The following is a 25,864-nucleotide window of genomic DNA, read 5'->3' on the forward strand; positions in this document are numbered from 1 at the left end:
GCACAAAGTATATTTGCGCACCGGTGAATATGAAGACTGTGAGTTGGGCGAAATTTTCATCGACATGCACAAGGAAGGCGCAGGGTTCCGCGCGATGATGAACAACTTTGCCATCGCCATTTCCGTCGGTCTGCAATACGGCGTGCCGCTCGAGGAATTCGTTGACGCCTTTACCTTCACCAAATTCGAGCCTGCGGGCATGGTGCAGGGCAACGACAGCATCAAGAACGCCACCTCGATCCTTGATTATATCTTCCGTGAATTGGCCGTGTCCTATCTGGACCGCACTGATTTGGCCCATGTAAAACCCGAAGGTGCGTCGTTCGATGACATCGGGCGGGGGGATCAGGAAGGTGTTGCCAACATCACTGAAGTTAGTGAAAGTGCTGCCAGCAAGTCATTGGAAGTGTTGAAACAAATCTCCTCAACCGGGTATTTGCGCAAGCGGGTTCCGCAACAATTGGTGGTGCTGCAAGGTGGCGGCGGCATGCAAGCGGGCGCGGTGGCGCTTGAGGGCGGGACCGATCCAATGGCGGTATTGCAAACACTGGTGCCAGAAGCGGCAGCGAACAATGCGGCAGGCGCGGTTTCGATGACCGCCAGCGGCGGGATGGACCCAATCGTCAAAGCAAAAATGCAGGGCTACGAGGGTGATCCTTGTGGTGACTGTGGAAACTACACATTGGTGCGCAATGGCACCTGTATGAAATGCAACACTTGCGGGGGAACCAGCGGGTGTAGCTAAGAGGCGCTTGTCCCCATGTATGCGCATGGGGGCAGCGAGTTCCGGGGCGGGTGCGCTCGCCCCCGACGCGGATCAGGCCGCAGGCAAATAAACCGGGCGGTACAACGACGAGCCTGATCAGCGAAACTGGGGAGCCTTCGGGCTCCCCGTTTTTCTTTTGGCGGTTTAGTGGTGGATCAAGCGGGCATTCGCGCGAAAGGCGCCCCTCATAACGCGCGTTCTTCCAGCAATGCCTCGACCGCATGGGCTTTGGGCAGCTCCAGATCCGTTCGCAACTGGGCGCGGGCGCGGGAAATACGCGACATCACGGTGCCGATCGGCAACCCGAACGCTTTGGCAAGCTCGGCGTAGCTGCTGCCGTCCATCACAAGCGGGCGCAATAAATCGGCCTGCTCATCAGGCAGGCGCGAAATGGCACAGTTAACATCGGCGCAGGCAAACCTGTCCCATATTTCGGCCGGATGGCTGGGGGTGTTCTGGTCGGTAAGTTCCTGATCTTGCACAGGCGGGCGGGTGCTGGCGTTGCGCAGCGTTGTCATCAGGTAAGGGCGCAGATCGTCAATCTCGCCGCCCTTTTTTAAGCGGGCCCAGACCCGCAGCAGGGCGTCTTGTGCCATGTCCTCGGCCAGATCGGGGGTCGGGGCAAGGATACGGGCAAGGCGCTGTAGGGCGGGCATCAGTGTGGTCAGCTCATGGGGGGGATTGGTGATGGTGGCCTCCTGTTTTGATCTACCTACAACTTGGCGGTGCAACGGGGCAGGGACAAGCTGGGGGATTGTCGCCGGTTCTGCATCGGGGGGCTTTTTGGGCAGGTTCCCGCAAGGAATGCGGTTTAGCGTCGGCAGGGGTTTGCGCGTTTGGCGGGGTTTTGCATGTTGTGGAAAATTGCGGGAATAAACCGCGCTGCGTGGCCTCTTGGTTGGTGAAGGCGCAAAAATGCACCTTCGGACGCAACCGGGGTAATCCCCAAGGAGACTATGACAATGAAAAAGATCGTAATTCAAACCGTGACTGTAATCGCCCTTTCCGCAACTGCCCTCAGTGCCCAGAGCGAAATGGATACGGATGGCGACGGGCTGCTGTCATATAACGAGCTGCTGGCGGCCTATCCGGACATGACCGAGGAAAACTTCACCGCCATTGATACCAATTCGGACGGCGCTGTGGATGCCGATGAATTGAAAGTGGCGACGGACGCAGGGCTGCTGCCAACCAACGGCTAAAGCATTTCACATGTGCCCACTGTTATTTCGTACCCTGATAACCATCATTCACGGTGGGCACATGTGATCCATTCCCGAGGTATGCAGATGCCTCGGGAGTGTGAAAGAGGCCCCGACCCCAGTGCCTTCAACGGGGCCTCTTTTACCAGTTTATGATGTTATACCGCGTGAAATAGCCGCCACACCGGTGCGGGCCGTTTCAACCAGACCCAGCGGGCGCATCAGATCGGCAAACGCGTCGATCTTCTCGGACGTGCCGGTCATTTCAAACACAAAGCTTTCCAGCGTGCTGTCCACCACATTGGCGCGGAAGATATCGGCGAGCCGCAGGGCCTCGACCCGTTTGTCACCCGTGCCTGATACCTTGAACAGGGCCAGCTCGCGTTCCAGATAGGGGCCTTCTACTGTCAGGTCGTGGACAGAATGCACAGGCACAATCCGGCCCAACTGTGCCTTGATCTGTTCAATCACTTGCGGCGTGCCTGTGGTGACGATGGTGATGCGCGAGGTATGGTATTCCTCGTTGATCTCGGCCACTGTCAGGCTCTCGATATTATAACCGCGCCCCGCGAACAGACCAATGACACGGGCCAGAACACCGGACTCGTTGTCGACCACCACTGTCAGGGTGTGGCTTTCGATCACATCGGCATTCGGGTTTTTCAGATCGTAAGCCGATTTGGATGATGATCCTTTTTTGATATTTAGTGCAGACATTTATCGACCTTTCTTAAACCAAAACCGCGCCGGTGTTGCCAATCACCCCATGGGTGTCGGCATTGCCCATCAGCATTTCATTATGCGGTGCCCCCGACGGGATCATCGGGAAACAGTTTTCGTGTTTTTCCACGAGGCAGTCGAAAATGACCGGCCCGTCGTGATTGAGCATCTCCATGATCGCGTCATCCAGATCGGAGGGATCACTGACGCGGATACCTTTAGCGCCGAACGCCTCGGCCAGTTTGACGAAATCGGGCAGGGCCTCTTGCCATGTCGCCGAATACCGTTCGCCATGCAGCAATTCCTGCCATTGGCGCACCATACCCAGACGTTCATTGTTCAGAATGAACTGTTTGGCGGGCAAACGGTACTGCACCGCCGTACCCATTTCCTGCATGTTCATCAACCATGAGCCTTCGCCGGAAATGTTGATCACCAGTGCTTCGGGATGGGCCAGTTGCACCCCCAAAGACGCGGGGTGCCCGTACCCCATTGTGCCCAGACCGCCGGATGTCATCAAACGGTTCGGCTGATCAAACTGCAGGAACTGCGCCGCCCACATCTGGTGCTGGCCCACTTCGGTGGTGATGTAGCGGTCCATGCCTTTGGTCAGCGATTCCAGCCGTTCCAGTGCGTACTGGGGCTTGATAATCTTGCCGACCTGCTCGTAGGCCAGACAGTCCGCCACGCGCCAGTCGTCAATCTGCGCCCACCATTTTTTCAGGGCGGGCTTGTTGATCTTGCGGCCACGGGATTTCCAGATTTTCAGCATATCCTCCAGAACATGGCCAATATCGCCGATGATCGGGATGTCGACCTGGATCACCTTGTTGATCGAGGAGGGGTCGATATCAATATGCGCTTTCTTTGAATCTGGGCTGAAATCCTCGACCCGTCCGGTAATCCGGTCATCAAACCGCGCGCCGATGTTGATCATCAGATCGCAGTCATGCATCGCTAGATTGGCCTCGTACAGCCCGTGCATGCCCAACATGCCCAGCCAACCTTTGCCCGATGCCGGATATGCGCCCAGACCCATCAGGGTCGAGGTCACGGGGATACCAGACGCATTTGCCAGCTCGCACAACAGCTGGCTGGCAGCGGGGCCTGAATTGATCACGCCGCCACCGGTATAGAGGATCGGGCGCTCGGCCTTCTCCATCAGTTCGACCAGTTCCGTGATGGCCGTGATATCGCCTTTGATTTGTGGCGCATAACGGCTGTTGTCGGTCTTTTTGGGCGGCGTATAGGTGCCTTGGGCGAATTGCACGTCCTTCGGGATATCAACCAACACGGGGCCGGGGCGCCCTGTCGTGGCCACATGGAACGCCTGATGGATCACCTCGGACAGTTTGTCGGTGTCTTTGACCAACCAGTTGTGTTTGGTGCAGGGCCGCGTGATGCCAACGGTGTCGGCCTCTTGAAAGGCGTCATTGCCGATCATAAAGGTCGGCACTTGGCCGGTCAGAACCACCAGCGGGATGCTGTCCATCAACGCATCCGTAAGACCGGTTACCGCGTTGGTGGCCCCGGGGCCGGAGGTGACCAGCACCACACCGGGTTTGCCGGTGGAGCGCGCGTAACCTTCGGCGGCGTGCAGGGCGGCCTGCTCGTGGCGCACCAGAATGTGGCGAATATCATTTTGCTGAAAGATTTCGTCGTAAATCGGTAGGACGGCGCCGCCCGGGTATCCAAATATGGTATCCACACCCTGATCTTTCAGGGATTGCAGGATCATCTTTGCGCCGGTCATTTGACGTGTCATCTTTCTTACTCCGTTACTTTTTGCCTTGGTCATAAAAAAACCCCCGATTTTCGGGGGCGCGTGGGATACCAATATGGTAGTCTTTACAGACCCATGCGCCAATATTCCACAATCACTAGTAGGACGTTCATGTCCAAAGCTCCTTTAGATGTGATCGAGACCTTAGAAGTGCGCGAAAGGGGCGTCAACAGTGAAGTGAGCGAATAATGTGTCGTGAACACCGCAGTTTGGGGTTTATTATTACGTTTCTTGCGGAAGTGGGCGAATTATAGGCAAAAATCGCGGGGCACGCCCGAAACCTGTCTGCCTGGCAATTTTTGGCGTGTAGGTGAAAATACGTAATTTTCGCATATATTCGCAAAGTTACTGTTTTCAGTGCGCGATTCTATGGCTATGGTCCCCCCACCTGAAACGATCAGCCCGCCATAATGGACGGGCGAAACTCTATGGGAGGAGTAACTCTATGGATCGTCGCTCATTTTTGAGAACTTCCGCACTTGGTGGCACCGCCGCCGCTGCAACAACTCTGGCCGCACCGGCATATGCCGCGGGCAATGTTAAACTAACAATGGTTACATCGTGGGGCCGTGGCCTTGCCGGTGTTTTTGATGCGGCCCAGCATGCAGCTGACGCAATCAATGCAATGTCTGATGGCAGCCTTGAAATCGAAATCAAAGCCGCAGGCGAGCTGGTTGGCGCGTTTGAAGTGTTTGACGCTGTGACCGCTGGTCAGGCCGATATGTATCACGCCGCTGATTACTATTTCACCGGTCAAAATGCCGGATACCAGTATTTCACAGCAGCGCCTTTCGGTATGACGCCGCAGGAATTGATGAACTGGTATCTTCAAGGTGAAGGCGCCGGACTGCATGATGAATTGGGCCAGATTTTCGGCCTGAAATCATTCCTTGCAGGGAACACTGGCCCACAAGCCGGTGGTTGGTTCAGAAAAGAAATCAACTCTGCTGCAGACTTTAACGGTCTGAAATTCCGCATGCCCGGCATGGGCGGCGAAGCCCTGGGTAAACTGGGTGCATCGGTTCAGAACCTTCCAGGTTCCGAAGTGTATCAAGCGCTGGCGTCTGGTGCACTTGATGGCACCGAGTGGATCGGCCCTTGGGCAGATGAAAAGGCCGGTTTCCAGGAAATCACAAAGTTCTACTATACCGCCGGTTTCCACGAGCCGGGTGCAGCCCTGACACTTGCGACCAACCGCGAAGTGTTTGAAGGTCTGTCACCTGCACACCAGAAAATCATCGAAGTTGCCGCAGGTGAAACACACCAGTGGAGCCTAGCGCAGTTCATGAACAACAACGGTGCAGCGCTGAAGCGTTTGCAAGCCGGTGGTGTTAAGGTTCTGGAGTTTGGCGATGATGTCTGGGATGCATTTGGGGCCGCTGCCAAAGAAACGCTGGACAGCTACATGGACGACGAAATGTTTGCTAAAATCCGTACAAGTGTTGAAAAGTCGATGAAGGAATCTTCGGGCTGGATCACGAAATCCGAGGGTGCATACCGCGCCCAACGTGACCGGATCATGAGCTAGGCGTTATGCGCTGAATAAATTTCGGGCGGGCCTTGCTGCAATTGGAAGGGCCCGCCTGTTACGATCTGCCTGCTGAATGGCAGACGTGGCGCACTAAAGACAACAAACGGGGGCGGGATGCTATACACAATTGTCTGGTTCTTTCAGAACATTGCCATGTCATTTTACAACTTTGGCTATGCGGTAACGCATCCGGGGCTGTGGCTGGACTGGTCCGATAAACAGGCCATCATGCGGTTTATTTATTACGGTGGTTCGAAAGAATTCTTCTTTGTTATTTTCACAACATTTTTGGTTGTCACCATTATCGGGTTTTGGCGAAACAGCGTCATGTGGGCGTGTGTTCGCGGCCTTGAAGGCATGGCAAACGGCATCGGGCGGTTCGCGGCTTGGGCCGGCCTGCTGATGGTGCTGCAACAGATCATTATCGTATTTATGCAGCGTATCTTTACTGCGGCTGACATTACGCTGGCTTTGGGTGCTCCGTTTAGCAGAGATGTCAGCTGGTGGGCAGAAGAGCTGAAGCTATACAACGCAATCGTCGTTGCTATGTGTGTGACCTATACGTTTGTTCAGGGCAGCCATGTGCGTGTCGATCTGGTCTATTCCAAGGTCAGTTTCCGCACCAAACGCGCTATTGATATATTCGGATCTCTATTTTTCATGATGCCGGTGGCCGTGTTGGTCTGGATGTATGGCTGGTTCTATTTGTGGCGTCACCTGATGGTGCCCAAACCTTCGGCCTCCAAAAGCCTCGATCAAATGCTGATGCAAGCCAAAGGTTTTCGCTGGAATGTAGAAACAGTCAGCTTTTCGCCCAACGGGTTTGATGGCTATTTCCTGTTCAAAATTCTGATGCTGATTTATGCGGGCCTTGTGTTCTTTCAGGGCATCGCATTCTTCTACCGCTCGTATCTAGAGCGCAAGGAAGGGCCGGAATCTGAAGGCAAATACCTGAACAAAGACAGTCTCGGGGCTGGCGAAGAAGCCTATGAGGGCACTCACTAATCTAGGATAGATACTTATGTTTTTCGGACTTGATGGCGTAGAAGTTGGCCTGATTATCATCTTTCTGTCCCTGTTTGGTGGGATACTGTCAGGGTTTCCGGTGGCATTTGCCATTGGCGGCGCTGCCGTAATATCGTTTGCGATTATTGCCGGACTGGACGGGGCAGGGTTGCTGGTGCACAACGCGATTGACACCTCGTCCGAGGCCTTTGATGCTCTGGTTGCTACGGGGATGAACCCTGACAAAATATCGATATTCCGAAATCCCGATTTGCCACGCATTGCCGAATCCGTATTCCCGCGTGGTTGGGAACACGCGATGAATACCAACATCAGTTTCATTATCAACCGGATGAATGAACGGGTGTTTGCGGGCGCGTCTATCGAGACCCTGCTGGCGGTTCTGATGTTCGTGCTGATGGGGATCACGCTGGAACGCTCCAAAATCGCCAATGATTTGCTAACGACAATGGCGCGGGTGTTTGGCCCGCTGCCTGGTGGTCTGGCGGTCTCTGTGGTGGTTGTGGGCGCGTTTTTGGCCGCCTCTACAGGGATCGTAGGTGCCACCGTGGTGACGATGGGCTTGTTGTCGCTACCGACCATGTTGAAACACAACTATTCACCAGAACTGGCCACAGGCGTGATCGCCGCATCGGGCACATTGGGGCAGATCATTCCGCCATCAATCGTGATCGTTCTGCTGGGCACCTTGGCGGGCGATCTGTATTCGGCCGCCCAAGAACAACGCGCCCAATTGGCGGGCTGTTCTGACGCGCTGACCTATCTGGGCGAGGCGGCAGTGGTATCCGTTGGCACCCTGTTTCAGGCCGCTATTCTGCCCGGGATAATGCTTGCGCTCCTCTATGCGCTATACGCTTTTGGTTATGCGATGGTGAAACCACACAAGGCACCACCGGTGCCTGCGATAGAAACAACTGGCGACAAGATCACCAAAGGCGGTGCACTCACTTGGTTCCTAGGCGCACCAGTGGTTCTGATCGGCGGGATGATGTTTCTGGGCAGTCTGGGCGTGGTTGGCACGCAAAGCACAGTGATTGACAGCTATACCGACATTGGCGTGGCATCGTCACTGCGCACCAATGTGTCCGAGCAATGCCAAGCCTCGATCATCGAGCTGCACGGACAGGAAAAATGGGACATTGCCGTTGCCCAACAGGCCACAATTGATGCTGACGGCGGCGCGCAAGAAAGCCGCAAACTGAACGACGACGAGCGGGCCGAGGCACGGGTTGCAAAGATTGCGGCCGCCTCTCCAATCGGTTCGGGCATTGCGGTGTTCTTTATCTTTATGGCGCTTATCCTGACATTTGCCCGTGGTATTGCGCCATCGGCTAATGCACGTCCAATCCTGATCGGGTTAGCGGGGGTTGTGTTGGCGTTCATCGCGGATATCGTGCTGGTCATGCCTGATACGACACCCGGCTGGACAGTGATTTACATGCTGATCCCGGGTTTGATAACGCTCTACGGCGTCATCTTTGCCGCAAAATTGCTGGCGCGAAATGAGCTGATCGCTGTCGTGTTTCCGCCACTGGTGCTGATCATCGCGGTGCTTGGCTCGATCCTTGGCGGGATCACCAACCCGACACCGGCAGCAGCGCTTGGGGCAGGCGGAGCAATATTGTTGGCCGCCTATCGCAAACTGAAGGATGAAGGCGGCACAGGAAAAACCATTTTGATGGCGACATTTGCGATTGTCATCATGATCCTGATCGGGGTTAACTTTGATCTGCGGATGAACCGCGATACGGTGCCATTGGAAGATATCATCGCCTTTATCTTTGCCAAGGGCGCTTATCTGTTTGCCATGTTCGGCCTGCTATATGGTTGTGTGGTGCTGTTTCGCGGTGCGGTTCTAACGCCGATCGTGCGTGAAACCGCCAAAGTGACCAGCATGGTGTTCACCATCCTGATCGGCTCGCAACTGTTGAACCTTGTGATCATCTCGTTCGGTGGCGAAGCCTATATCCAGAGCTTCCTGACCAGCTTTGACAATGAAATGAAGGTATTCCTGATCGTGATGGTCGTATTGTTCTTCCTCGGGTTCGTTCTCGATTTCCTTGAGATCATCTACATCGTGATCCCCATCGTTGGCCCTGTGATTTATGGCGGCACGTTTGATCCGAAATGGGTAACCATCATGATCGCGGTGAACCTGCAAACCTCGTTTTTGACACCGCCCTTTGGTTTTGCGCTGTTCTATCTGCGCGGGGTTGCCCCGCCCAGCGTGACCACGGGCCATATCTATCGCGGCATTATACCGTTTGTGCTGATACAGGTGGTCGGGCTGGCGTTGCTTTGGTATTTCCCGTCCGTGGTGACAATCCTGCCGAATCTGTTCGCGGGTTAACAACTGGCCAAAGAGACAAGCCCGGACCTCTGGCGGGCTTAGTCTTGTTTGGTGGGCAGGATATCTGGCAGCGAAATCTGCGCCACTTGTTCGGCAATCGGATCAATCGCCAGCGGATGCGTGTCGGCTGCAAAATTGTCAGGATCATCCAGCGGCACCCATTCACCGGCGTGATAGATTTCCAGCGCTCTAAAGCCGGCCTTATAGGCCATCTTTGGGCTGTCGGGCACCCAATACCCTAGGTAAACATAGGGCAGGTCAGCCGCGCGGGCGATTTCGATGTGGTCCAGAATGATATAGGTGCCCAGAGAATTTTTGGTCAGTTCCGGCTCGAAAAATGAATAAACCATGCTTAACCCGTCATCGAACACATCTGTCAGACACACCGCCGCCAGATTGCGCTTCTGTTCGTCAGGGGCGGGGTCATAGGTGTATTCAATGACGCGGCTTTTGATCGGAGTTTCCTCGACCATCGCGGCGAATTCAAAAATATCCATGTCGGCCATGCCCCCGTCGGCGTGACGATGCTCAAGATAACGACGAAACAGGCTGAACTGGTCCTCGGTGGCCCAGGGCGACATGGCATTTCGTTTCAGCCAGTCATTGCGTTTCAGCACACGGCGTTGGCTTTTGGACAGGGTGAAATCATCGACCCGGATGCGGGCGGAATAACAGGATGAACATTCAGCGCAGGACGGGCGGTATAGCACATTTTGCGATCGGCGAAAGCCCTGTTTTGACAGGCCGTTGTTCAGTTTTTCTGCGGATTCGCCTTGCAGTGACGTGAACAGTTTGCGCTCCATCCGCCCCTCAAGATAGGGGCAGGGCTGGGGGGCAGTCACATAAAACTGCGGGGCAATGGGGAGGCTGTGGCGCATATGGTTTATTTCGGTCCGTTGATTTTATTCAACTTTAAGATAACAACGGAGGGTCGATGCGCCAAGCCCTTTTGGAAAACGAAGTTAAAGCAGCCCCCGCAGGGGCCGCTTTTTGCTTATGCTTCGACAGTATCGTCGATGTCATCGGACTTGTTAGTGGCCTTTTTGGCGCGCTCGTCCATAAAGTCATCGAACTCTGATTTGTCCTTGGAATCGCGCAGGCGTTGCAGGAATTCCTCGAACTTGCCTTGTTCGTCTTCCAGACGGCGCAACGTGTCGGCCTTATAGGCGTCAAACGCTGTGTTGCCGGATGATTGTTTAGTATGGCGGAATTGGTGACGGGTCATACGGCGGCTATTGCGACAGTTTCCAGCGAACATGCGTTTGCTCCAGATCATATAAAAGAGAAGGGCGAGGCCAACAGGCCAGAAAAAGATAAATCCAAGGACCATTGCAATGATCCATGCGGGTTTCCCGCGTTCATCCAGCCAGATTTCTGCGTTATGCGGCCATGCGGCGACGGTGCTCATGTGGTTCTCCGTTTTGAAGGTTACGTTACAATGTGAATGCCTTTCACATTATCAAGATTGTCATTTAGGGTGTGATCTTCAAGAGTAAATGTAAAAGATATTTACATTTCTTTGCTTTATACTGTGAATTCAGCAGGTTGCGCGCTGGAAATGCGTCGTAAATCCGCCGGATTTATTGGAAAAACATGACGAGGAGTGCCCGCAGCGGCCCAAACCAGATCGAATCCCGATAGCTTCGGATCGATAAACGCGCGGATCGGTGATAGATGCCCGACGGGGGACACGCCGCCAATGGCAAAGCCGGTTTGGCTACGGATCAATGCCGCATCTGACTTGCCCAACGGCTCGCCTGCAACGGCGCTGGCCTTATGTGGACAAACCTGATTGCCGCCTGCGGTGATAAACAGAATGGCCGCGCCGCTCACATCGCCGCGAAAAATGATCGATTTGGCGATCTGGTCAAGATCACAGCCGACAGCATCCGCCGCCGCCTGAGCTGTGCGCGCCCCATCCGACATTTCGACTGGTCTGATGTCCAGCCCCGCTGCATCCAGCGCCCGTATCACCCGTTTCAGGCTTTTGCTCATGTGGGTTTCCCTTGTTTTCTAATACGAGTATTCATGTATCTATGAAGAGCGCAAGTGAATGAGCGGTATAAAACAGATGCAACACGACGATATTGGCCCGTTTCTAGAGTTGGAGAAAACCGTCTGGCAGGCACTGGTCACAGGTGATGCATCTGTGGATGATAAAATGTTGGAGGACGGGTTTCTTGGGGTCTATGACACAGGGTTCTCGGACAAGAGCGTCCATGTTGGGCAGTTGAGTTCGGGGCCGACCGTTGCGCATTACAACTTGTCGGATGCCCGATTGCTGGAATTGGGTGAGGGGGTTTGGTTGCTGGCTTACAAAGCGGATTTCATGCGCGTTGGCCGTGATCAGTCCGAAACGATGTATGTTTCATCTGTTTGGCGCAAGACAACGCAGGGATGGCGCAATATCTTTAGTCAGGACACAGCGGCTCGCCCCGACGTTTAGGCGCAAATGTTGCTTGCCCTTCGGCCCAAGCCCCCGCATCTTTACACTATGAGCTTTGCAACCGAAATCACCCGCGCCCCGATTCCCCATAATGCGACGCGTGGTGCCGAAGTTGCCGCGCATTTCCCTGATATCGCGCCAGAATTGCGCGGGGTGATTGAAGGGGCAGCGGGGTGCAGCCCGTATTTGTCCACCATCATGACGCGGCAGGCTGACTGGCTGATTGGGGCGTTTGATGGCCCGCAGGAAGCCGTAGATCAGTTGTTTGCAGAGCTGAGAGCCACGTCGCTCGATCAACTTAACTCTCTTTTACGGCAGGCAAAATCACGCATAGCAGCTTTGGCCGCTTTGGCCGATCTGGGCGGTATCTGGGCATTGGAACAGGTCACCGGCACCCTGACCGATTTCGCCGATCTGGCGGTGGATGTGACGATCAAGGCCCTTGTGGGGGCGGAAATAAAGCGCGGCAAACTGCCCGGGATGGGGCCGGAGGACGTGGCCACTGCGGGCGGCATGGTGGTGCTGGCGATGGGCAAGATGGGGGCGGGGGAATTGAATTATTCCTCGGATATCGACCTGATTTGCCTGTTTGACGAAAGCCGCTTTAGCGAAGACGATTATCAGGATGCCCGCGCCAGTTTCATCCGTGTGACCCGCAAGATGTCGGCGATGCTGTCCGATATCACTGGCGAGGGCTACGTGTTTCGCACCGACCTGCGTTTGCGCCCCGATCCATCTACCACGCCGGTCTGCCTGTCGATGGACGCTGCCGAACGCTATTACGAGGGGCTGGGTCGAACGTGGGAGCGCGCGGCCCACATCAAAGCGCGGCCCTGTGCGGGGGACATTGCGGCGGGCGAGGCATACCTGAAACGGCTGGCCCCGTTCATCTGGCGCAAGCATCTGGATTTTGCCGCCATTCAAGACGCCCACGACATGCGTTTGCGGATACGCGAGCACAAAGGGCTGGGTGGGCCGATCACGCTGGAGGGGCACAATATGAAGCTGGGGCGCGGCGGTATCCGCGAGATTGAATTCTTTACCCAGACCCGCCAGATTATCGCAGGCGGGCGCGATCCAGACTTGCGATCACGGGAAACGGTGCCTGCATTGCGGGCCTTGGCGGCAAAAGGCTGGGTTCCAGAAAATGTTGTAAATCTGCTAGTTCAGCACTATCGCAGCCACCGCGAGATCGAGCACAGGTTGCAAATGGTCAATGACGCCCAGACGCACGACCTGCCAAAACAGGCCGAAGAATTTGACCGGCTGGCCCAGTTCATGGGCCAACCCGACACCGCCAAACTGCGTGCCCGTCTGATGGACGAGCTGACCGAGGTGCATGAATTGACCGAAGGCTTCTTTGCCCCGAGCACCACAAAGCAGGACGACTCTGCACCGTTATCCGACGACGCCAAGGAAATCATCGCGCGTTGGCCCAGCTACCCCGCGATGCGCTCGGATCGGGCCGTGGAAATTTTTGAACGCCTGCGCCCCGACATTATGGCGCGGTTGCAAAAGGCGGGCCACCCAAGCGAAGCATTGGTGCAGTTTGACGGATTTTTGTCCGGCCTGCCCGCAGGAGTGCAACTGTTTTCCCTGTTCGAGGCAAACCCGCAGCTGATCGACCTGATCATCGATATCTGCGCCACCGCACCCGCCTTGGCCCGCCATCTGTCGCGCAATTCCCAAGTGCTGGATGCAGTTCTGGGCGGGGCGTTCTTTGCCGATTGGCCCAAAACAGCGGCGCTGCAACAGGAATTAACAACGCAACTGGCACAGATCGATGATTACGAGCGTAAGTTGGATATGGCGCGGCGCTGGAAAAAAGAATGGCATTTCAGGATCGGGGTGCATCATCTGCGCGGCCTGATTGACGCACAAGAGGCGGGTCAACAATATTCCGATCTGGCCGAGGCCTGTGTGGCCGCATTGTGGTCCCCGATTATGGAGCATTTCGCCAGCAAACACGGAGCAGCACCGGGCAAAGGCGCAGTGGTGCTGGGCATGGGGTCGCTCGGGGCGGGGCAGTTGAATGCCACGTCCGATCTGGACCTGATCGTGATATATGATGCGGACGGGGTTGAAGGGTCAAACGGGCGACGTCCCTTGTTGGCGCGACCCTATTATGCGCGGCTGACCCAAGCGCTGGTTACGGCATTGGCAGCGCCAATGTCCGAGGGGCGGCTATACGAGGTTGATATGCGTTTGCGCCCATCTGGGCGGCAAGGTCCGGTGGCGACATCGCTGCAATCTTTCCAGTCATATCAAGAGGATGAGGCATGGACATGGGAACATCTGGCGTTAACACGGGCGCGGGGAGTGGCGGGGGATGCCGCACTTGGCAAGGCGATTGAGGCGTTCCGTGCTGCGCTGATAATAGACAAGGGCAAGGGTGCGTCGGTGCTGCCTGATGTGGTCGATATGCGGGCGCGTCTGGCCGAAGCAAAACCGGCGGTCGATGAGTGGGAAGCCAAACTGGGCGCAGGCCGGATGCAGGACATCGAACTGGTGGCGCAAACCGCGGCGTTGCTGGCGGGGGACGCGGCGCATGATGTTGCCGCCCAACTGGCGGCGGGTGTGCGGGCAAGGTGGTTAACAGGGGCGGGGCGCGAAACGCTGCAAACGGCGTATGATACGTTTTGGCGTCTGCGCGGGGCCGCCAAGCTGTTGACTGAAGGCACACTTGATATGGAGGAAATTGGCGAGGGCGGGCGCAGTTTTGTGCTGCGCGAAATGGGCGAGGAAAACGTTAGTGCGCTAAGGACCACGCTTGATACCGTCGCACAAGCCGCCCATATGGTCGTGGAAGATGTTTTAACCACGCCGATTCAGCGCTAACATCACCGCTAAGGAAGCGCACATGACACTGAATAATTTGGACCCGAAAGGGTTAATCAGGGAAAGCTATCGCATTGACGGGATTTCGGCCCCCGAATGCCGGTCCATATTTTTGGACTGGGCGTTGGGGGTTGCGCAAACGGCAGATATGCAAGCGCAGATCAAGCAATTGTTGGCGCATTACGGCAAGGATGCGCCGGATCACCCGATGACAACGGTGCTAAAAGAAGGGCTGGCCCCCCCGACGAAATCGAAACGTCGCGGCGGGCGCAAGGCGCGATTACCCAGATGAAACAGGCAGTTTCTTGAGTTTAGACGCAAGAAGACGCTTTTTTGTTCAAAATTTATCATAATTCCGCCCCAATTTAAGGGCAGTTTGATCCCGAGCAGATGTGGGAAAACCCACGATTGAACGAAGGCGAAGGCCTTGGAGGATTGAATATGAAACCGATCAAAATCATCTTACTTGCCACATTGGTATTGGGCTTGTCGGCCTGTGCTGAAACCAACTCGGTAAGCCGTAACGAGTCGGTCAACGCGCCATTTGTTGGCACAAAATCTATCGAGACGATCATTGCCGCGACGACATTTAACGTCCGTGAAGTGCGCGTATCGGTGCCCGACAGCTTGAGCGTATCCGAGGCTAACATCTATTTGCCGTCGGCCGATATCGTCTGGCGCGAGGATTTTTACGGTGATCGCCACGGTCAAGTCGCCGCGATTTTCAAAGAGGGCATGACGCGCGGTGTAAAAGATATGAACGGCGCACAAGCGATCTATGTCGATATCGAGGTTAAACGTTTTCATTCCCTGACCGAACGTGCCCGTTATACCGTTGGTGGGGTTCATTCGATCAAATTTATACTGACGCTGAGAGACGCCAAAACCGGTGCGCTGATTGTCGACCCTCGCCTGATAAAGGCTGACCTGAAAGCATACGGCGGCAAGCGTGCTGTGGCGGCAGAACATCGCGGGCTGACACAAAAAGTGCGGATCACGGCCCATCTGGCCAAAGTGATCAAGCAGGAAATCCTTGCAATTCAGAATGAACTGAATCGCAGCGCCAATGATGCGGTGGCTGAATTGACAGTCATTCGGCCAAACGCAATCTAAAGCAATTTGCATCTTACTTGTATCGGAATTCATCCCAAGAGTGGGCGAATTCCGATACTTTTTACCTCATATTAAATGCAAAGCGCTATAGGCACTTTCGCCCAGACGAATAGTTTTATAGGAGGGGGGCATGACACAGCCCCCCTTATCCGCATCCGCCCCCCAAACAACGCCCGTTGTTCGTATGAAACCCAAAGCCGAGGTGCGGGCAATCCGCCACGGTTTCCCCTGGGTGTTCATTGATGAAATCGTCACTGACCGACGGACCAAGGCCTTGAAACCAGGCACATTGGCGCGGCTGGAAGACAGCGAACGCCGTGCGCTTGGGCTTGTTGCGATCAACATGGACTCGAAAATCGCTTGCCGGATGCTGGACCGTGATCCGGAGGCGGTGGTTGACCTTGCATGGTTCGAGGCGCGCCTGTCGCGGGCGCTGAAGCACCGTGAACGCATGTTCGACGCGCCGTTCTACCGGTTGGTGCATGCCGAATCCGATGGCCTGCCCGGTGTGGTGATTGACCGTTTTGGCGATGCCGCCGTGATCCAGCCCAATGCGGCGTGGGCCGATGTGCATCTGGACATGCTGGCGGATGCGCTGGCGAACGTCACAGGCGTGACGACCATCGTCAAAAATGCAGCGGGACGTTCGCGCGTGCTGGAGGGATTGAACGAGGAAACCCTACTGTTGCGCGGCAAACTTGACGGCCCAATCCATGTGCCGATGAACGGGGCAACCTATATGGCTGATCTGATGGGCGGTCAAAAAACCGGATTGTTTTTTGATCAACGGCCGAACCATGCTTTTGCGCAAAAGCTGTGCAAGGGTGCCAGCGTGCTGGATGTGTTTTCCCATGTTGGCGGCTTTTCACTTGCGGCACTGGCTGGCGGGGCGCAATCCGCACTGGCGGTTGACAGTTCGGCCCCTGCGCTGGAACTGGCCGAGGCCGGAGCGGCGGCGATGGGCAAATCCGATCAATTCACCACACGCAAAGGCGACGCGTTTGCTGTGCTTGAGGATTTGGCCAAGGAGGGTGCCAAATTCGACGTTGTAATCTGTGATCCACCCGCCTTTGCTCCAAACAAAAAAGCGCTCGAGGCAGGCCTGCGGGCATACGAGCGTGTCGCCCGCCTTGCCGCCCCTTTGGTGGCCGAGGATGGCTATCTGGTGGTCTGTTCCTGCTCGCACGCTGTTGATTTGACGCGGTTTCGCAATTCATCGGCACGGGGCATCGGGCGGGGGGGGCGTCGACCAGTGCAAATCCATGCGGGATCGGCAGGAGCGGATCATCCGTTGCTGCCACAACTGGCACAGAGCGGATACCTCAAGGCGCTGTTTTTCCGGCTAGATTGACGGGATATGCAGTGATGCGCGTTCTGATTGATGCCTGCGTTCTATACCCGACAGTGATGCGCGAAGTGCTGATCGGGGTGGCGGCGCAAGGGCTATTCACACCGCTTTGGTCTGCACGCATTCTGGAAGAATGGGCAAGGGCTGCGGCGCGATTGGGTGCGGGGCAAGGTGATGTGGCGCGGGGCGAAATCGCGCTGCTGCGCGCGCGTTGGCCGGATGCCGAGGTTGTCTATTCCCCCGATCTTGAGGCCAGCCTGCACCTGCCGGACCCCAACGACACCCATGTTCTGGCGGCGGCTATTGCTGGCAAGGCGGATGTGTTGCTGACCATGAATCTGAAGGATTTTCCGACCCGTGTGGTCAGCGCCAATGGCGTGGTGCGGCGTGACCCCGACGGGATGCTGCGCGAGATGTTCGGGGAGCAGCCAGACGTGGTGGGCGAGGTTGCCGAAAACGTGCGGCAGGTGGCCGAGCACCTGTCAGGCCAGACGCAGGATATGCGCAAACTGATGAAAAAAGCACGATTGCCGCGTTTGGGCAAGGCGCTGGCCGCGACATAATCCGGTCTGTGAATAGGTATGGATATGCTGACTGTTCCGGCCGACCCGACATAAGTTACCCTTACGTCATTACAATACAAGACTCAGCAATTACGCTGAAACACATCAATACCAAAACCGGAATATGCGCGTTTGCGGCAATAAACGATCTGACCCGTGCCAGCGTATGGCCCGGGCCCATAAATATTTATTTAGAACAGGAGAATTGATATGCTTATTATGAAAAAACTGTCTGTATTTGCGGCCGCGATGGCGCTGTCCTCTCTGCCGTTTATAACCCACGCCAGCGAACTGGCGGCAAAGAAACAAACCGAAATTGGCCTGTATGTGACGGCAATCGAGGCCGCTGACATGCTGAAAAACCCTGATGTTGTGCTGGTCGATGTTCGTAGCCGTGTCGAGGTGGCTTTTGTCGGCATCCCGAAACGGGCCAACGTGAATATTCCGTTCAAAATCATGCCGGGATTTGCCGAATTCAACCCTGACAAAGGCACTTAGAGTTTGGTGGAGAACCCCGATTTTGCCGATGTTTTTGATGCCTATGCAGCAGAAAATGACATTCAGTTCGACAGTGTCGTGATTTTGATCTGCCGGTCCGGTAGCCGCAGCGCGCAGGCGACGAATGTGTTGAACAGTTACGGGTACACCAAGGTTTATTCGCTGGTGGACGGGTTTGAGGGCGACATGGCCGCCGAGGGGGCATTGAAAGGGCAGCGTGTGGTCAATGGCTGGAAAAATGCGGGGCTTGAGTGGAGTTACAAGTTAACTGAAACCCAAGTTTACCCCGAAGACAGGTAGGATAGCTGGCGGGGTGGTTTGCTGCCCGGCCTAGGTTACGCGCGCCCAGCGTTTTTCCATTTCCTCGATCGCCTTGATCCGCTCGGCGGTTTTCGGGTGGCTCAATAACCACGCAGGGGCCGCCCCGCCACGTGATTTGGTCAGGGCGTTTAGTTTCACAAACAATGATTTCTGCGCCGCCGTGCCAATGCCCGATTTGGTCAACAAGGCCGAGGCGTAGGCGTCAGCCTCGTATTCATCGGATCGTGACAGACGGGCCGCCAATAGGGTGGTCAGGAAATTGGCAAGATAGGTGCCAAGCCCCGGGATAAAGCGGGAAAACACCATCGCCATAGCGGTGCGCAGCGCGTTCTGGCCGGAAAAATCGATCATCCGGCGGCGCGAATGGCCTAGGGCCACATGGCCCAACTCATGCGCAATGACGCTGGCCATTTCTTCGCCTGTCACCTCTCCCGCGCGGTATTTATCGTAAAACCCGCGGGTGATGAAAATGCGCCCGTCGGGGGCCGCAAGGCCGTTCACTGGCTCAATCTCGTAAATATGCACCTTGATACGTGGCAGTTCCAACGCGGCCGCCATCTGGTCGCATAACGCCTTTAGATCGGCATCGGCCAGCTCGGTTGATTTTGTGTCCAACTCGCGCGCGGTGCGATGCGCCGAGAAGCGATACATAACATAGCCGTATAAAACGGCCAACAGGATGGGGGTGAACCTAAGCATGATTTATATATGGGGCTGAATATTGCAGGGTGCAATGCCTAGCTTGTCCAGGCCACTGGCATCGCAGTTGGTCCACGAAAGGCCCAGCCCTCGAATGGGGTGTCACCGGTCAGGTGCAAATCGGGCAAGGCGGCAAACAGTTTGGGCAGGGCCACATCGGCGATCAGCGCACGCGATGCGGCGGCACCGGCGCAAAAATGCGGGCCCGCGCCAAAGGACAGGGCGGCGCGGGTGCTGCGCATCAGATCATAGGCGTCTGGATTGGTGAAATGATCCTCGTCCCGATTGGCCGCCCCGAACATAAAGAACACCCGATCGTCCACCTCAAACGTGACGCCGCAGGTAGTGTCGGGTTTGGCGATGCGCCGTGGCGACATGCCTATGGGGGAAACCCAGCGGGCGTATTCCTCGAACGCTTGCAGCCATGTGGCATTGCCCGCGTTAATCATCTCCAACTGGTCAGGGTGCGTCAGCAGCGCCCAAGCGGTGCCGGCAATGGCGTCGCGCGGTTCATTCTGCCCACCCGAAATCGCCAGTTTGATATTGGCGCGGGTGTCTGCCAGCGACAGGCCCGCTTGCAATTGCACGGACAACAACGAGGTGTCCGGCGTGGCCTGCACCACAGGCAACATCGCGTCGATGTGCTGGTCAATCAGCGCGGTGCAGGCGTTGCAGTTTTTTTCGACCGCTTTAACGCCCGCATAGTTGGATATGCCGTCAATCATCCCTTGCGACACGCGGTCCATTTCGGCCGCTTCCATATTGGTCAGGCCGGTGATCACCTTGAGCGCTTCGGCGGCGACCGGCATTGAAAAATCGCGCACCAGATCGCAAGCGCCGCGCGGGGCTAGATCGGCAAGGATGCGGTCGGTGGCGGTAATAAACATCGCCATCCAGTGGTCGCGCACCGTGCGCGGTGACATGGCGGGGAATATGGCGCGGCGTCCCTCCATATGCGCCTCGCCATCCCTGCGCATCACGTTTTCGCCCATCAGGATCGTCATCAACCCGTCCGGTTGCGCCGATGAAAACACATCAATGCGCTTTTCCTGCGCGAATATATCGTCGCGTTTGGTGAACAGGGTTGCGCCCAGTTCCGGCACATAGGCAACGGGGGCGACGCGTCGCATATCTGCAAGGGTTGGGTAGGGGGCAGCAAAGAATGCGGCGGGATCAATGTGGTAGACGGGTGCGTTTGACATGGTCACAAATTCCTAATCCGGTTTGGCAGATTTTGCCTGTTTTGCGGCATTCCACAGCCAGTATCCCAGCCCGATGGTGATAACACCTGCGGCCATAAACCCGCTGGCATTGCCCAGAATATCGGCCAGCTCAACGATCCGGTCGGCGAAAGTATAGCCAAGCCCAACATAGACGACGACCCAAACCGCCTCGCCCATCGCCCCCCATGCGGTGAACCGTGCCCAGTTCAGACCCGCAGCCCCGCCGACAAAATTGACATAGGGCCCAAGCGGGCTGAACAGCCAGCGCGACAAAAACACGCCGGGGCCGCCGTAGCGGTTGGTCAGGTCTGTTGCCTTTTGGTGCAGGGCGGCGCGTTTGGGGGCGGCGGCCATTTTCGCCTCGATCAGATGGCCCGCTTGCCGCCCAATCAGAAATCCGGTTTGATCCCCCAGCACCGCCCCCAGATAGGCGGCCCCAGCGGCAGTGATCAGGTTAAGGTCGCCACTGGCGATGAACCCGCCACCCGCGAGCATCATCAGCGAGGAGGGCATCGGGATGGCAAGACAGCTTAGGAACGTCACGGAAAACAGCAGCGCCGGACCAAAGTCAATGACAAGCGAGAGCAGCAGATCGGTCATTCGGACGTCCGCGCGGCCACCAGCGCATCAAGATGGGCTTGCAGCTGTTCCAGTGTAAGGTCTTGTTCTTTCAGTATGTCGCGCAAATGAGTGCGGGAAACGGCGGTTGGATCAATGCCCAGAATCTGCTTGAATTCGTCGGCTTCCAGCCCATAGGAATAGGCGACATAGCGCGGCGTCATCCACCCCTCAAGCGGCTGGTTCTGGTGATCGGGGTTGCCCCAGAACAGGCTGAAGACCACCATGCGGACAGCGAACATTACCGTCATCACTGCAGCCAGAGTGAAGGCCAGCAGCAGAAGTTTCTGATTGTGCCAAAGGTGCTTTATTCCGTTTAACATTCCAGCATCTCCAATCCGTGGCGCGATAGCCGCTCAACGCCATTGTCTGTCACCAAAACCGAATGCCCCAGCGTCATCGCCAGCCCCGCATCGCTGTCCATCAGGATCATATGCAGGAAAAACACCTGACCTGCACGCATTTCCAGCGGGTTACCTTCGTAAAACATCGGAAAATCCACCCAGATCGGGTTGTAAACCGCGCCCATGCCGTAGCCGCAGGCCTGTAGGCGGGCGTGGTTCAACCCGTGCGCATCAAACACCCGCGCATGGGCGTCAAACACATCGCCCATTGGCGCTCCGGGGCGGATTGCATCCTCACAAGCCGCAATCGCCTCGGCTGCGGCGGCAAACATCTTGTGCTGGGCGGCATTGGCTTTGCCAACAACAATGGTGCGCATCATGGCGGCGTGATAGCGCGCATAAGCACCGGACCATTCCAGCGTCAACTGGTCGCTCGCATCCAGATGCCGACGGCCGGAATAATACCGGCACAACAGGGCACCGGCCCCTGATCCAAGGATAAATTCATTGCCCGCGTAATCGCCACCGCCCTTGAACACAGCCCCCTGCATCGCGGCCAGAATGTCGCCCTCGAACGCGCCTGCATGGCTGGTTTGCAATGCAGCGTCCAGTGCGTCATCCGACAGGGCGGCGGCACGGCGGTGCATGGTGATTTCGGCGGGGGATTTGACACGGCGCAAGCCACGGATCAGATCACTGGCATCTGTCAGATCGGGTAGGGCAGTGCGCAACCGCTGACCGTTATAATCGGTCAGCCCGACGGTTTGGGATTCACAACCGATCTGCCCGTCCGTCACGCCCAGTTCCGCCAGCAGCCCCTTCAGGTCATTGGCCGGATTGGCCCCCTCATATTCGGCCCAGATGTGGATTTGATCGTCGTTCAGCGTCGAGGTGTGCTGCGCCTGTCGTAAATCCGGTGCGCGGGTCAGCAGGTGCAATTGGCCGTCTGCCGTCAACACAAGGCATTGGAACATGGCAAAGCCGAAGGTGTCATAGCCGCAAATCCAGTAGTGGCTTTCGGGGGCGAACATCAGCAGCGCGTCAAGATCTGCGTCGTTTAGGGCCTGTTTGGCCAAGGCCAGCCGTGCCGCATATTCACGGTCGTCAAAATGTAGAGGCATTAACATATCCTTTACGTCAGGGATCGCATTCCGCGCGTAATCCCTTCAAGCGTCATTGGCACCATTGCATCCTCGAATATCTCACGGATCATTGCAACCGAGTGGGTGTATTGCCAATGTTGTTCCGGCAGCGGGTTGATCCAGATGTTGTTTGGCCATTGTTCGCGGGCACGCCGCAGCCAGGTGTCGCCTGTTTCCTCGTTCCAATGCTCGTTGGCCCCGCCACGATAGGCGATCTCGTAAGGGGACATCGAAGCGTCGCCAACAAAGATGCATTTGTAGTCCGGCCCATAGGTGCGCAGAACCTCGGCGGTGGAAATCTGGTGGTTCCAGCGCCGCGCATTGTCCTTCCAAACGCCCTCATACAGGCAGTTGTGGAAGTAATAATATTCCATGTGCTTGAATTCGGCACGGGCGGCGGAAAACAGCTCCTCCACGATTTTAATATGCGGGTCCATTGATCCGCCCACATCTAAAAACAGCAGGATTTTCACCGCATTGCGCCGCTCGGGGCGGGTTTTCACATCGAGGTATCCGTTTTCAGCCGTGGCGCGGATGGTGCCGTCCAGATCCAGCTCCTCGTGTGCGCCATCGCGTGCCCAGTTGCGCAGACGTTTCAAGGCGACCTTGATATTGCGGGTGCCCAGCTCTACAGAGTCATCAAGGTTCCTGAAATCGCGTCGGTCCCAGACCTTGACCGCCCGCTGGTGACGCGAACGGTCCTGCCCGATGCGCACCCCCTCGGGGTTATACCCATAAGCCCCAAACGGCGAGGTGCCCGCAGTGCCGATCCATTTTGATCCACCCTGATGGCGCTTTTCCTGCTCTTTCAGGCGCTCCTTCAGGGTTTCCATCAGCTTATCAAACCCGCCAAGCGCTTCGATCTCGGCTTTTTCCTCGGGCGATAGATGCTTCTCGGCCATCTTTTCCAGCCAGTCGGCGGGGATGTCCACGGCTTCCAGCACATCGTCCATTGTGATGTGTTCTAACCCTTCAAAACTGGTGGCAAAGACGCGGTCGAACAGGTCCAGATGGCGTTCGTCCTTCACCATTGCGGTGCGGGCGAGGTAATAAAACCCCTCGACGTCATAAGTGACCAATCCGCGCTTCATGCCCTCCAGAAAGGCCAGAAATTCGCGCATTGAAACCGGAACCGTGGCGCTGCGCAGGTTTTCAAAGAAACGCAGGAACATCGGCCTTATGCGCCGCGATTGGCAAAGATGGTGTAAAACAGGGCGACCAGCGCGAATATAATCGCATAGATCGCCACATATTGGGCAACGTCAAACCAGTTGCCTTTTTTGCGCAGCGCGGTGAAGGCGCCAAGGCCCGCGCCAAAGATTGCTGCGTAGTAAATGATCATAGCGACCTCATTGATTTCGGTTTGCGCGGGGGAAGTGCTGAAATCTCGGCGAGGCGATTGCGCACGGCTTTGTCCGTGCCAAACCCATATCGCGCCCAGCCCAGACTGTCGAGCCGCACTTCGTGCGCTTCCGAGGCACGACCGACCATTTCCAACGCTTCGGCCTTGATCATCAACAGGGTGGCCAGCAGGGCCGCGTTTTTCGATGCCGCAACGGCGGGTAGATTGGTGTTCACCAGTTTTAGCGTCGCATCACCTTCGCCTGCCGACAGGGTAAAGGCGGCCAGTTGCATCGCCACATGAGCGGCCTGAATCTGCGTTTCCTGATGCTCGTTGTAGATGGCACCGGAATTCAGAAAGGCCTGCAATGCGGATTCGGTTTTTGTAGAGAGCGACAGGCGGCCAAGCGCATAGAGGCTAAAGGCAAGGCGGGTATCGTTCCAGCCGGAATTTTGCGCAATGGTGACGGCAGTTGTGGCCGCCTTGCGCCGCGCCGCGGGGTTGCCCTTGGGGCCAAGCGCGGATTCGATTGCGTCAACCCATGCGCGGGATGTCGGGCTGGTCAGCGGGCCGGTGGCAACGCGTTGGCCACGCGGGTTCAGGCGGGCCAGAACGCGAGGCAGGGTGATAGCGGCCTGACTGCGGGTCATGCCATTGCGCATTTCGGGCGCGTAATAGGTGCGCAGGATCAGCATATCAAATCCGGTCAGCACGGTTTGAAAGTTATCATCGTTGAACACGCTGTCGGGCAGCCGGTACAGATCATTCAATGGGCCAATCGCTTGGGCCAGTTCTTCGTGCAAGCAGTCGCGTACCTCTTGCGGGCTGACATCCCCGGGCAGGAAAATCGCAATTTGTTCGCGTTGCTTCAGGGTAGACCAGTTGACTGTGCCGCTGCGCCGCTGTTTTCGGTATTGCGCCCAGCTTGCAATGCGCGGCACCACGAAACAGGCAGCTTGGGGCACTAGGCGTTGCAATTGGGCGCGGGGGATCACCTCGATGGTGATATTGGCGGCCTGTGCGGGCCCAACGCGGCTGATTGGAATGCCGGCCTCGCGTCTTAGGCGGGCTAGCAGCTGTTTCAGGTCAGGGTCCAGACTGGCAGGGGGCGCGCCTGTGACACGCACGGTAATCGGTCCCTCAAAACGGGTCATAACAGGCAGGGAGCGCCCGCTTTCCATTTTGAACGACAGATCCAGAAAATCGCGGGCGATTTCGGTGTTGCTGCGGCTGGGCGGGCTGACATTGATGGTGGTAAATCGTTTCATTGGCGGCAGGACGCTGGCCGGCAGGGTTGCACGGCGCTCGGTCATGGTATCGGCCTGCATACCAGGAGTGCAGGCTGTAATCACAAGAATTGGGAGCAGTAACAGAAAACGCATAAGTTTAGGGCCTTTGGTATTTGATAAACGGGGTTAGCACGCCAACTTTGTCATATAGCATACGGCCTGCTTTGTTGAAATCCTGTGTGAGCCAGTAAACGGCGGGGGCACCGGCGGCATCGGCGGTGGCGTAAACCCCATTGATCAGGGCACGGCCCACACCACGGCCACGCACATCAGGGTCGGCGTATAAGTCCTGAAGGTAACAGGTGTTTTCGATTTTCCAGCCGTGGCGGTGAAACAGGTAATGCGTCAGCCCGACCAACCTGCCATCCAGTTCGGCGACCAGCCCGTTAAAATCTTGCGGATCATCCCCCAATAGGCGGGCAAATGTGCTGACGTATATGTCTTCGGACAAGGACGTCTCATAATACTCCAGATAGGCGCGCCAAAGGCGGCGCCATTCGGCTTCGTCCTGCGCCATAAGTGGGCGGATGATCAGGTCTGGCTGGCTGGACATTGTGGTTATTTGCCTTTTTCGTATTAATTTAGCCGTTGTAGCGGGTGAAAGGGGACTATGCCTAGGGAAATATAGAAAAACAATACGTAGCGGCACATGATATTGACTGTCCTTGAAGTTGGCCTGCCGACCCCCTACATTGACGTCAT

At 56.4% G+C, this 25,864-nt stretch carries 28 protein-coding genes; 13 read left to right on the forward strand and 15 right to left on the reverse strand.

Annotated features, from left to right (window positions below; genetic code table 11):
- Positions 1–745: TSCPD domain-containing protein (locus ACWB12_RS14820; protein ID WP_479530867.1), on the forward strand; the 745-nt coding region annotated here is incomplete at its 5' end.
- 206 nt (positions 746–951) lie between these two features.
- Here the strand turns inward: ACWB12_RS14820 and ACWB12_RS14825 are convergent.
- Positions 952–1,422: an RNA polymerase sigma factor gene (locus tag ACWB12_RS14825; RefSeq protein WP_479530868.1), complete on the reverse strand. Its 471-nt coding sequence runs from the start codon at positions 1,420–1,422 to the stop codon at positions 952–954.
- 306 nt (positions 1,423–1,728) lie between these two features.
- On the opposite strand from ACWB12_RS14825, the gene ACWB12_RS14830 reads away from it, so the two are divergent.
- The gene (locus ACWB12_RS14830; RefSeq protein ID WP_479530869.1) at positions 1,729–1,968 is read left to right on the forward strand and encodes an EF-hand domain-containing protein; all 240 of its coding nucleotides are present in this window, start codon (positions 1,729–1,731) and stop codon (positions 1,966–1,968) included.
- A 150-nt stretch (positions 1,969–2,118) separates the two neighbouring features.
- On the opposite strand, the gene ilvN is transcribed toward ACWB12_RS14830, so the two are convergent.
- Both ilvN and ACWB12_RS14840 read right to left on the reverse strand, forming a co-directional pair.
- Positions 2,119–2,685, reverse strand: coding sequence for an acetolactate synthase small subunit (ilvN, locus tag ACWB12_RS14835; RefSeq protein WP_479530870.1), 567 nt, complete (start codon positions 2,683–2,685; stop codon positions 2,119–2,121).
- Between the two features lie 13 nt (positions 2,686–2,698).
- On the reverse strand, positions 2,699–4,453 hold the full coding sequence (locus ACWB12_RS14840; RefSeq protein ID WP_479530871.1) for an acetolactate synthase 3 large subunit: 1,755 nt from the start codon (positions 4,451–4,453) through the stop codon (positions 2,699–2,701).
- A 463-nt stretch (positions 4,454–4,916) separates the two neighbouring features.
- Here ACWB12_RS14840 and ACWB12_RS14845 point away from each other — a divergent pair, with 463 nt between their 5' ends.
- From ACWB12_RS14845 to ACWB12_RS14855, 3 genes are all read left to right on the forward strand, one after another.
- Positions 4,917–5,999 carry a TRAP transporter substrate-binding protein gene (locus ACWB12_RS14845; RefSeq protein ID WP_479530872.1) on the forward strand — a complete coding sequence of 361 codons (1,083 nt, stop codon included), beginning with the start codon at positions 4,917–4,919 and terminating at the stop codon, positions 5,997–5,999.
- A 117-nt stretch (positions 6,000–6,116) separates the two neighbouring features.
- Positions 6,117–7,007, forward strand: a complete 891-nt coding sequence (locus ACWB12_RS14850; protein WP_479530873.1) for a TRAP transporter small permease subunit — start codon at positions 6,117–6,119, stop codon at positions 7,005–7,007.
- A 16-nt stretch (positions 7,008–7,023) separates the two neighbouring features.
- Positions 7,024–9,378, forward strand: a complete 2,355-nt coding sequence (locus ACWB12_RS14855; RefSeq protein WP_479530874.1) for a TRAP transporter large permease — start codon at positions 7,024–7,026, stop codon at positions 9,376–9,378.
- Between the two features lie 38 nt (positions 9,379–9,416).
- On the opposite strand, the gene ACWB12_RS14860 is transcribed toward ACWB12_RS14855, so the two are convergent.
- The 3 genes from ACWB12_RS14860 to ACWB12_RS14870 all read right to left on the reverse strand — a co-directional run bounded on the left by ACWB12_RS14860 (position 9,417) and on the right by ACWB12_RS14870 (position 11,373).
- On the reverse strand, positions 9,417–10,256 hold the full coding sequence (locus ACWB12_RS14860; RefSeq protein ID WP_479530875.1) for an arginyltransferase: 840 nt from the start codon (positions 10,254–10,256) through the stop codon (positions 9,417–9,419).
- Between the two features lie 116 nt (positions 10,257–10,372).
- Entirely contained in the window at positions 10,373–10,786 is a 414-nt protein-coding gene (locus tag ACWB12_RS14865; RefSeq protein ID WP_479530876.1) for a DUF2852 domain-containing protein, read from the reverse strand.
- Positions 10,787–10,902: 116 nt separating this feature from the next.
- Positions 10,903–11,373: a YbaK/EbsC family protein gene (locus tag ACWB12_RS14870; protein ID WP_479530877.1), complete on the reverse strand. Its 471-nt coding sequence runs from the start codon at positions 11,371–11,373 to the stop codon at positions 10,903–10,905.
- A 58-nt stretch (positions 11,374–11,431) separates the two neighbouring features.
- On the opposite strand from ACWB12_RS14870, the gene ACWB12_RS14875 reads away from it, so the two are divergent.
- The 8 genes from ACWB12_RS14875 to ACWB12_RS14910 all read left to right on the forward strand — a co-directional run bounded on the left by ACWB12_RS14875 (position 11,432) and on the right by ACWB12_RS14910 (position 18,484).
- Positions 11,432–11,824 carry a DUF4440 domain-containing protein gene (locus tag ACWB12_RS14875; protein WP_479530878.1) on the forward strand — a complete coding sequence of 131 codons (393 nt, stop codon included), beginning with the start codon at positions 11,432–11,434 and terminating at the stop codon, positions 11,822–11,824.
- 48 nt (positions 11,825–11,872) lie between these two features.
- On the forward strand, positions 11,873–14,662 hold the full coding sequence (locus tag ACWB12_RS14880) for a [protein-PII] uridylyltransferase family protein (RefSeq protein WP_479530879.1): 2,790 nt from the start codon (positions 11,873–11,875) through the stop codon (positions 14,660–14,662).
- Positions 14,663–14,684: 22 nt separating this feature from the next.
- A complete protein-coding gene (locus ACWB12_RS14885; protein WP_479530880.1) occupies positions 14,685–14,954 on the forward strand; it encodes a hypothetical protein in 270 nt (89 codons plus the stop codon).
- A 149-nt stretch (positions 14,955–15,103) separates the two neighbouring features.
- Positions 15,104–15,775 carry a DUF6778 family protein gene (locus ACWB12_RS14890; protein WP_479530881.1) on the forward strand — a complete coding sequence of 224 codons (672 nt, stop codon included), beginning with the start codon at positions 15,104–15,106 and terminating at the stop codon, positions 15,773–15,775.
- Positions 15,776–15,905: 130 nt separating this feature from the next.
- Positions 15,906–17,126 carry an RSP_2647 family RNA methyltransferase gene (locus ACWB12_RS14895; protein WP_479530882.1) on the forward strand — a complete coding sequence of 407 codons (1,221 nt, stop codon included), beginning with the start codon at positions 15,906–15,908 and terminating at the stop codon, positions 17,124–17,126.
- Between the two features lie 14 nt (positions 17,127–17,140).
- Positions 17,141–17,686: an RSP_2648 family PIN domain-containing protein gene (locus tag ACWB12_RS14900; RefSeq protein WP_479530883.1), complete on the forward strand. Its 546-nt coding sequence runs from the start codon at positions 17,141–17,143 to the stop codon at positions 17,684–17,686.
- 210 nt (positions 17,687–17,896) lie between these two features.
- On the forward strand, positions 17,897–18,184 hold the full coding sequence (locus ACWB12_RS14905) for a rhodanese-like domain-containing protein (RefSeq protein ID WP_479530884.1): 288 nt from the start codon (positions 17,897–17,899) through the stop codon (positions 18,182–18,184).
- A 6-nt stretch (positions 18,185–18,190) separates the two neighbouring features.
- Positions 18,191–18,484 (forward strand): rhodanese-like domain-containing protein, encoded by a 294-nt coding sequence (locus ACWB12_RS14910; protein ID WP_479530894.1) that lies wholly within the window; start codon positions 18,191–18,193, stop codon positions 18,482–18,484.
- 30 nt (positions 18,485–18,514) lie between these two features.
- On the opposite strand, the gene ACWB12_RS14915 is transcribed toward ACWB12_RS14910, so the two are convergent.
- From ACWB12_RS14915 to ACWB12_RS14955, 9 genes are all read right to left on the reverse strand, one after another.
- On the reverse strand, positions 18,515–19,204 hold the full coding sequence (locus ACWB12_RS14915) for a M48 family metallopeptidase (protein WP_479530885.1): 690 nt from the start codon (positions 19,202–19,204) through the stop codon (positions 18,515–18,517).
- Positions 19,205–19,242: 38 nt separating this feature from the next.
- Entirely contained in the window at positions 19,243–20,406 is a 1,164-nt protein-coding gene (locus ACWB12_RS14920; RefSeq protein ID WP_479530886.1) for a cytochrome P450, read from the reverse strand.
- Between the two features lie 12 nt (positions 20,407–20,418).
- Entirely contained in the window at positions 20,419–21,027 is a 609-nt protein-coding gene (locus tag ACWB12_RS14925) for a DedA family protein (protein WP_479530887.1), read from the reverse strand.
- Positions 21,024–21,368, reverse strand: a complete 345-nt coding sequence (locus ACWB12_RS14930; RefSeq protein ID WP_479530888.1) for a hypothetical protein — start codon at positions 21,366–21,368, stop codon at positions 21,024–21,026. The genes ACWB12_RS14925 and ACWB12_RS14930 overlap by 4 nt, the downstream gene beginning before the upstream one ends.
- Positions 21,362–22,510, reverse strand: a complete 1,149-nt coding sequence (locus tag ACWB12_RS14935) for a M24 family metallopeptidase (protein WP_479530889.1) — start codon at positions 22,508–22,510, stop codon at positions 21,362–21,364. Before ACWB12_RS14935 ends, ACWB12_RS14930 begins: the two co-directional genes overlap by 7 nt.
- Before the next feature lie 11 nt (positions 22,511–22,521).
- On the reverse strand, positions 22,522–23,703 hold the full coding sequence (locus ACWB12_RS14940; RefSeq protein WP_479530890.1) for a vWA domain-containing protein: 1,182 nt from the start codon (positions 23,701–23,703) through the stop codon (positions 22,522–22,524).
- Positions 23,704–23,708: 5 nt separating this feature from the next.
- The gene (locus ACWB12_RS14945) at positions 23,709–23,873 is read right to left on the reverse strand and encodes a hypothetical protein (protein WP_479530891.1); all 165 of its coding nucleotides are present in this window, start codon (positions 23,871–23,873) and stop codon (positions 23,709–23,711) included.
- Positions 23,870–25,186, reverse strand: a complete 1,317-nt coding sequence (locus tag ACWB12_RS14950) for a DUF2927 domain-containing protein (protein WP_479530892.1) — start codon at positions 25,184–25,186, stop codon at positions 23,870–23,872. The genes ACWB12_RS14945 and ACWB12_RS14950 overlap by 4 nt, the downstream gene beginning before the upstream one ends.
- 73 nt (positions 25,187–25,259) lie before the next feature.
- Positions 25,260–25,715 carry an N-acetyltransferase family protein gene (locus tag ACWB12_RS14955; protein WP_479530893.1) on the reverse strand — a complete coding sequence of 152 codons (456 nt, stop codon included), beginning with the start codon at positions 25,713–25,715 and terminating at the stop codon, positions 25,260–25,262.
- Positions 25,716–25,864 lie beyond the last annotated feature (149 nt).

It is taken from the genome of Profundibacter sp. (assembly GCF_056498605.1).

Coding starts and splice junctions, on each gene's coding strand:
- ACWB12_RS14825 (WP_479530868.1), bottom strand. CDS start 1,422: ATGCCCGCCCTACAGCGCCTTGCCCGTATCCTTGCCCCGACCCCCGAT.
- ACWB12_RS14830 (WP_479530869.1), top strand. CDS start 1,729: ATGAAAAAGATCGTAATTCAAACCGTGACTGTAATCGCCCTTTCCGCA.
- ilvN (WP_479530870.1), bottom strand. CDS start 2,685: ATGTCTGCACTAAATATCAAAAAAGGATCATCATCCAAATCGGCTTAC.
- ACWB12_RS14840 (WP_479530871.1), bottom strand. CDS start 4,453: ATGACACGTCAAATGACCGGCGCAAAGATGATCCTGCAATCCCTGAAA.
- ACWB12_RS14845 (WP_479530872.1), top strand. CDS start 4,917: ATGGATCGTCGCTCATTTTTGAGAACTTCCGCACTTGGTGGCACCGCC.
- ACWB12_RS14850 (WP_479530873.1), top strand. CDS start 6,117: ATGCTATACACAATTGTCTGGTTCTTTCAGAACATTGCCATGTCATTT.
- ACWB12_RS14855 (WP_479530874.1), top strand. CDS start 7,024: ATGTTTTTCGGACTTGATGGCGTAGAAGTTGGCCTGATTATCATCTTT.
- ACWB12_RS14860 (WP_479530875.1), bottom strand. CDS start 10,256: ATGCGCCACAGCCTCCCCATTGCCCCGCAGTTTTATGTGACTGCCCCC.
- ACWB12_RS14865 (WP_479530876.1), bottom strand. CDS start 10,786: ATGAGCACCGTCGCCGCATGGCCGCATAACGCAGAAATCTGGCTGGAT.
- ACWB12_RS14870 (WP_479530877.1), bottom strand. CDS start 11,373: ATGAGCAAAAGCCTGAAACGGGTGATACGGGCGCTGGATGCAGCGGGG.
- ACWB12_RS14875 (WP_479530878.1), top strand. CDS start 11,432: ATGAGCGGTATAAAACAGATGCAACACGACGATATTGGCCCGTTTCTA.
- ACWB12_RS14880 (WP_479530879.1), top strand. CDS start 11,873: ATGAGCTTTGCAACCGAAATCACCCGCGCCCCGATTCCCCATAATGCG.
- ACWB12_RS14885 (WP_479530880.1), top strand. CDS start 14,685: ATGACACTGAATAATTTGGACCCGAAAGGGTTAATCAGGGAAAGCTAT.
- ACWB12_RS14890 (WP_479530881.1), top strand. CDS start 15,104: ATGAAACCGATCAAAATCATCTTACTTGCCACATTGGTATTGGGCTTG.
- ACWB12_RS14895 (WP_479530882.1), top strand. CDS start 15,906: ATGACACAGCCCCCCTTATCCGCATCCGCCCCCCAAACAACGCCCGTT.
- ACWB12_RS14900 (WP_479530883.1), top strand. CDS start 17,141: ATGCGCGTTCTGATTGATGCCTGCGTTCTATACCCGACAGTGATGCGC.
- ACWB12_RS14905 (WP_479530884.1), top strand. CDS start 17,897: ATGCTTATTATGAAAAAACTGTCTGTATTTGCGGCCGCGATGGCGCTG.
- ACWB12_RS14915 (WP_479530885.1), bottom strand. CDS start 19,204: ATGCTTAGGTTCACCCCCATCCTGTTGGCCGTTTTATACGGCTATGTT.
- ACWB12_RS14920 (WP_479530886.1), bottom strand. CDS start 20,406: ATGTCAAACGCACCCGTCTACCACATTGATCCCGCCGCATTCTTTGCT.
- ACWB12_RS14925 (WP_479530887.1), bottom strand. CDS start 21,027: ATGACCGATCTGCTGCTCTCGCTTGTCATTGACTTTGGTCCGGCGCTG.
- ACWB12_RS14930 (WP_479530888.1), bottom strand. CDS start 21,368: ATGTTAAACGGAATAAAGCACCTTTGGCACAATCAGAAACTTCTGCTG.
- ACWB12_RS14935 (WP_479530889.1), bottom strand. CDS start 22,510: ATGCCTCTACATTTTGACGACCGTGAATATGCGGCACGGCTGGCCTTG.
- ACWB12_RS14940 (WP_479530890.1), bottom strand. CDS start 23,703: ATGTTCCTGCGTTTCTTTGAAAACCTGCGCAGCGCCACGGTTCCGGTT.
- ACWB12_RS14945 (WP_479530891.1), bottom strand. CDS start 23,873: ATGATCATTTACTACGCAGCAATCTTTGGCGCGGGCCTTGGCGCCTTC.
- ACWB12_RS14950 (WP_479530892.1), bottom strand. CDS start 25,186: ATGACCGAGCGCCGTGCAACCCTGCCGGCCAGCGTCCTGCCGCCAATG.
- ACWB12_RS14955 (WP_479530893.1), bottom strand. CDS start 25,715: ATGTCCAGCCAGCCAGACCTGATCATCCGCCCACTTATGGCGCAGGAC.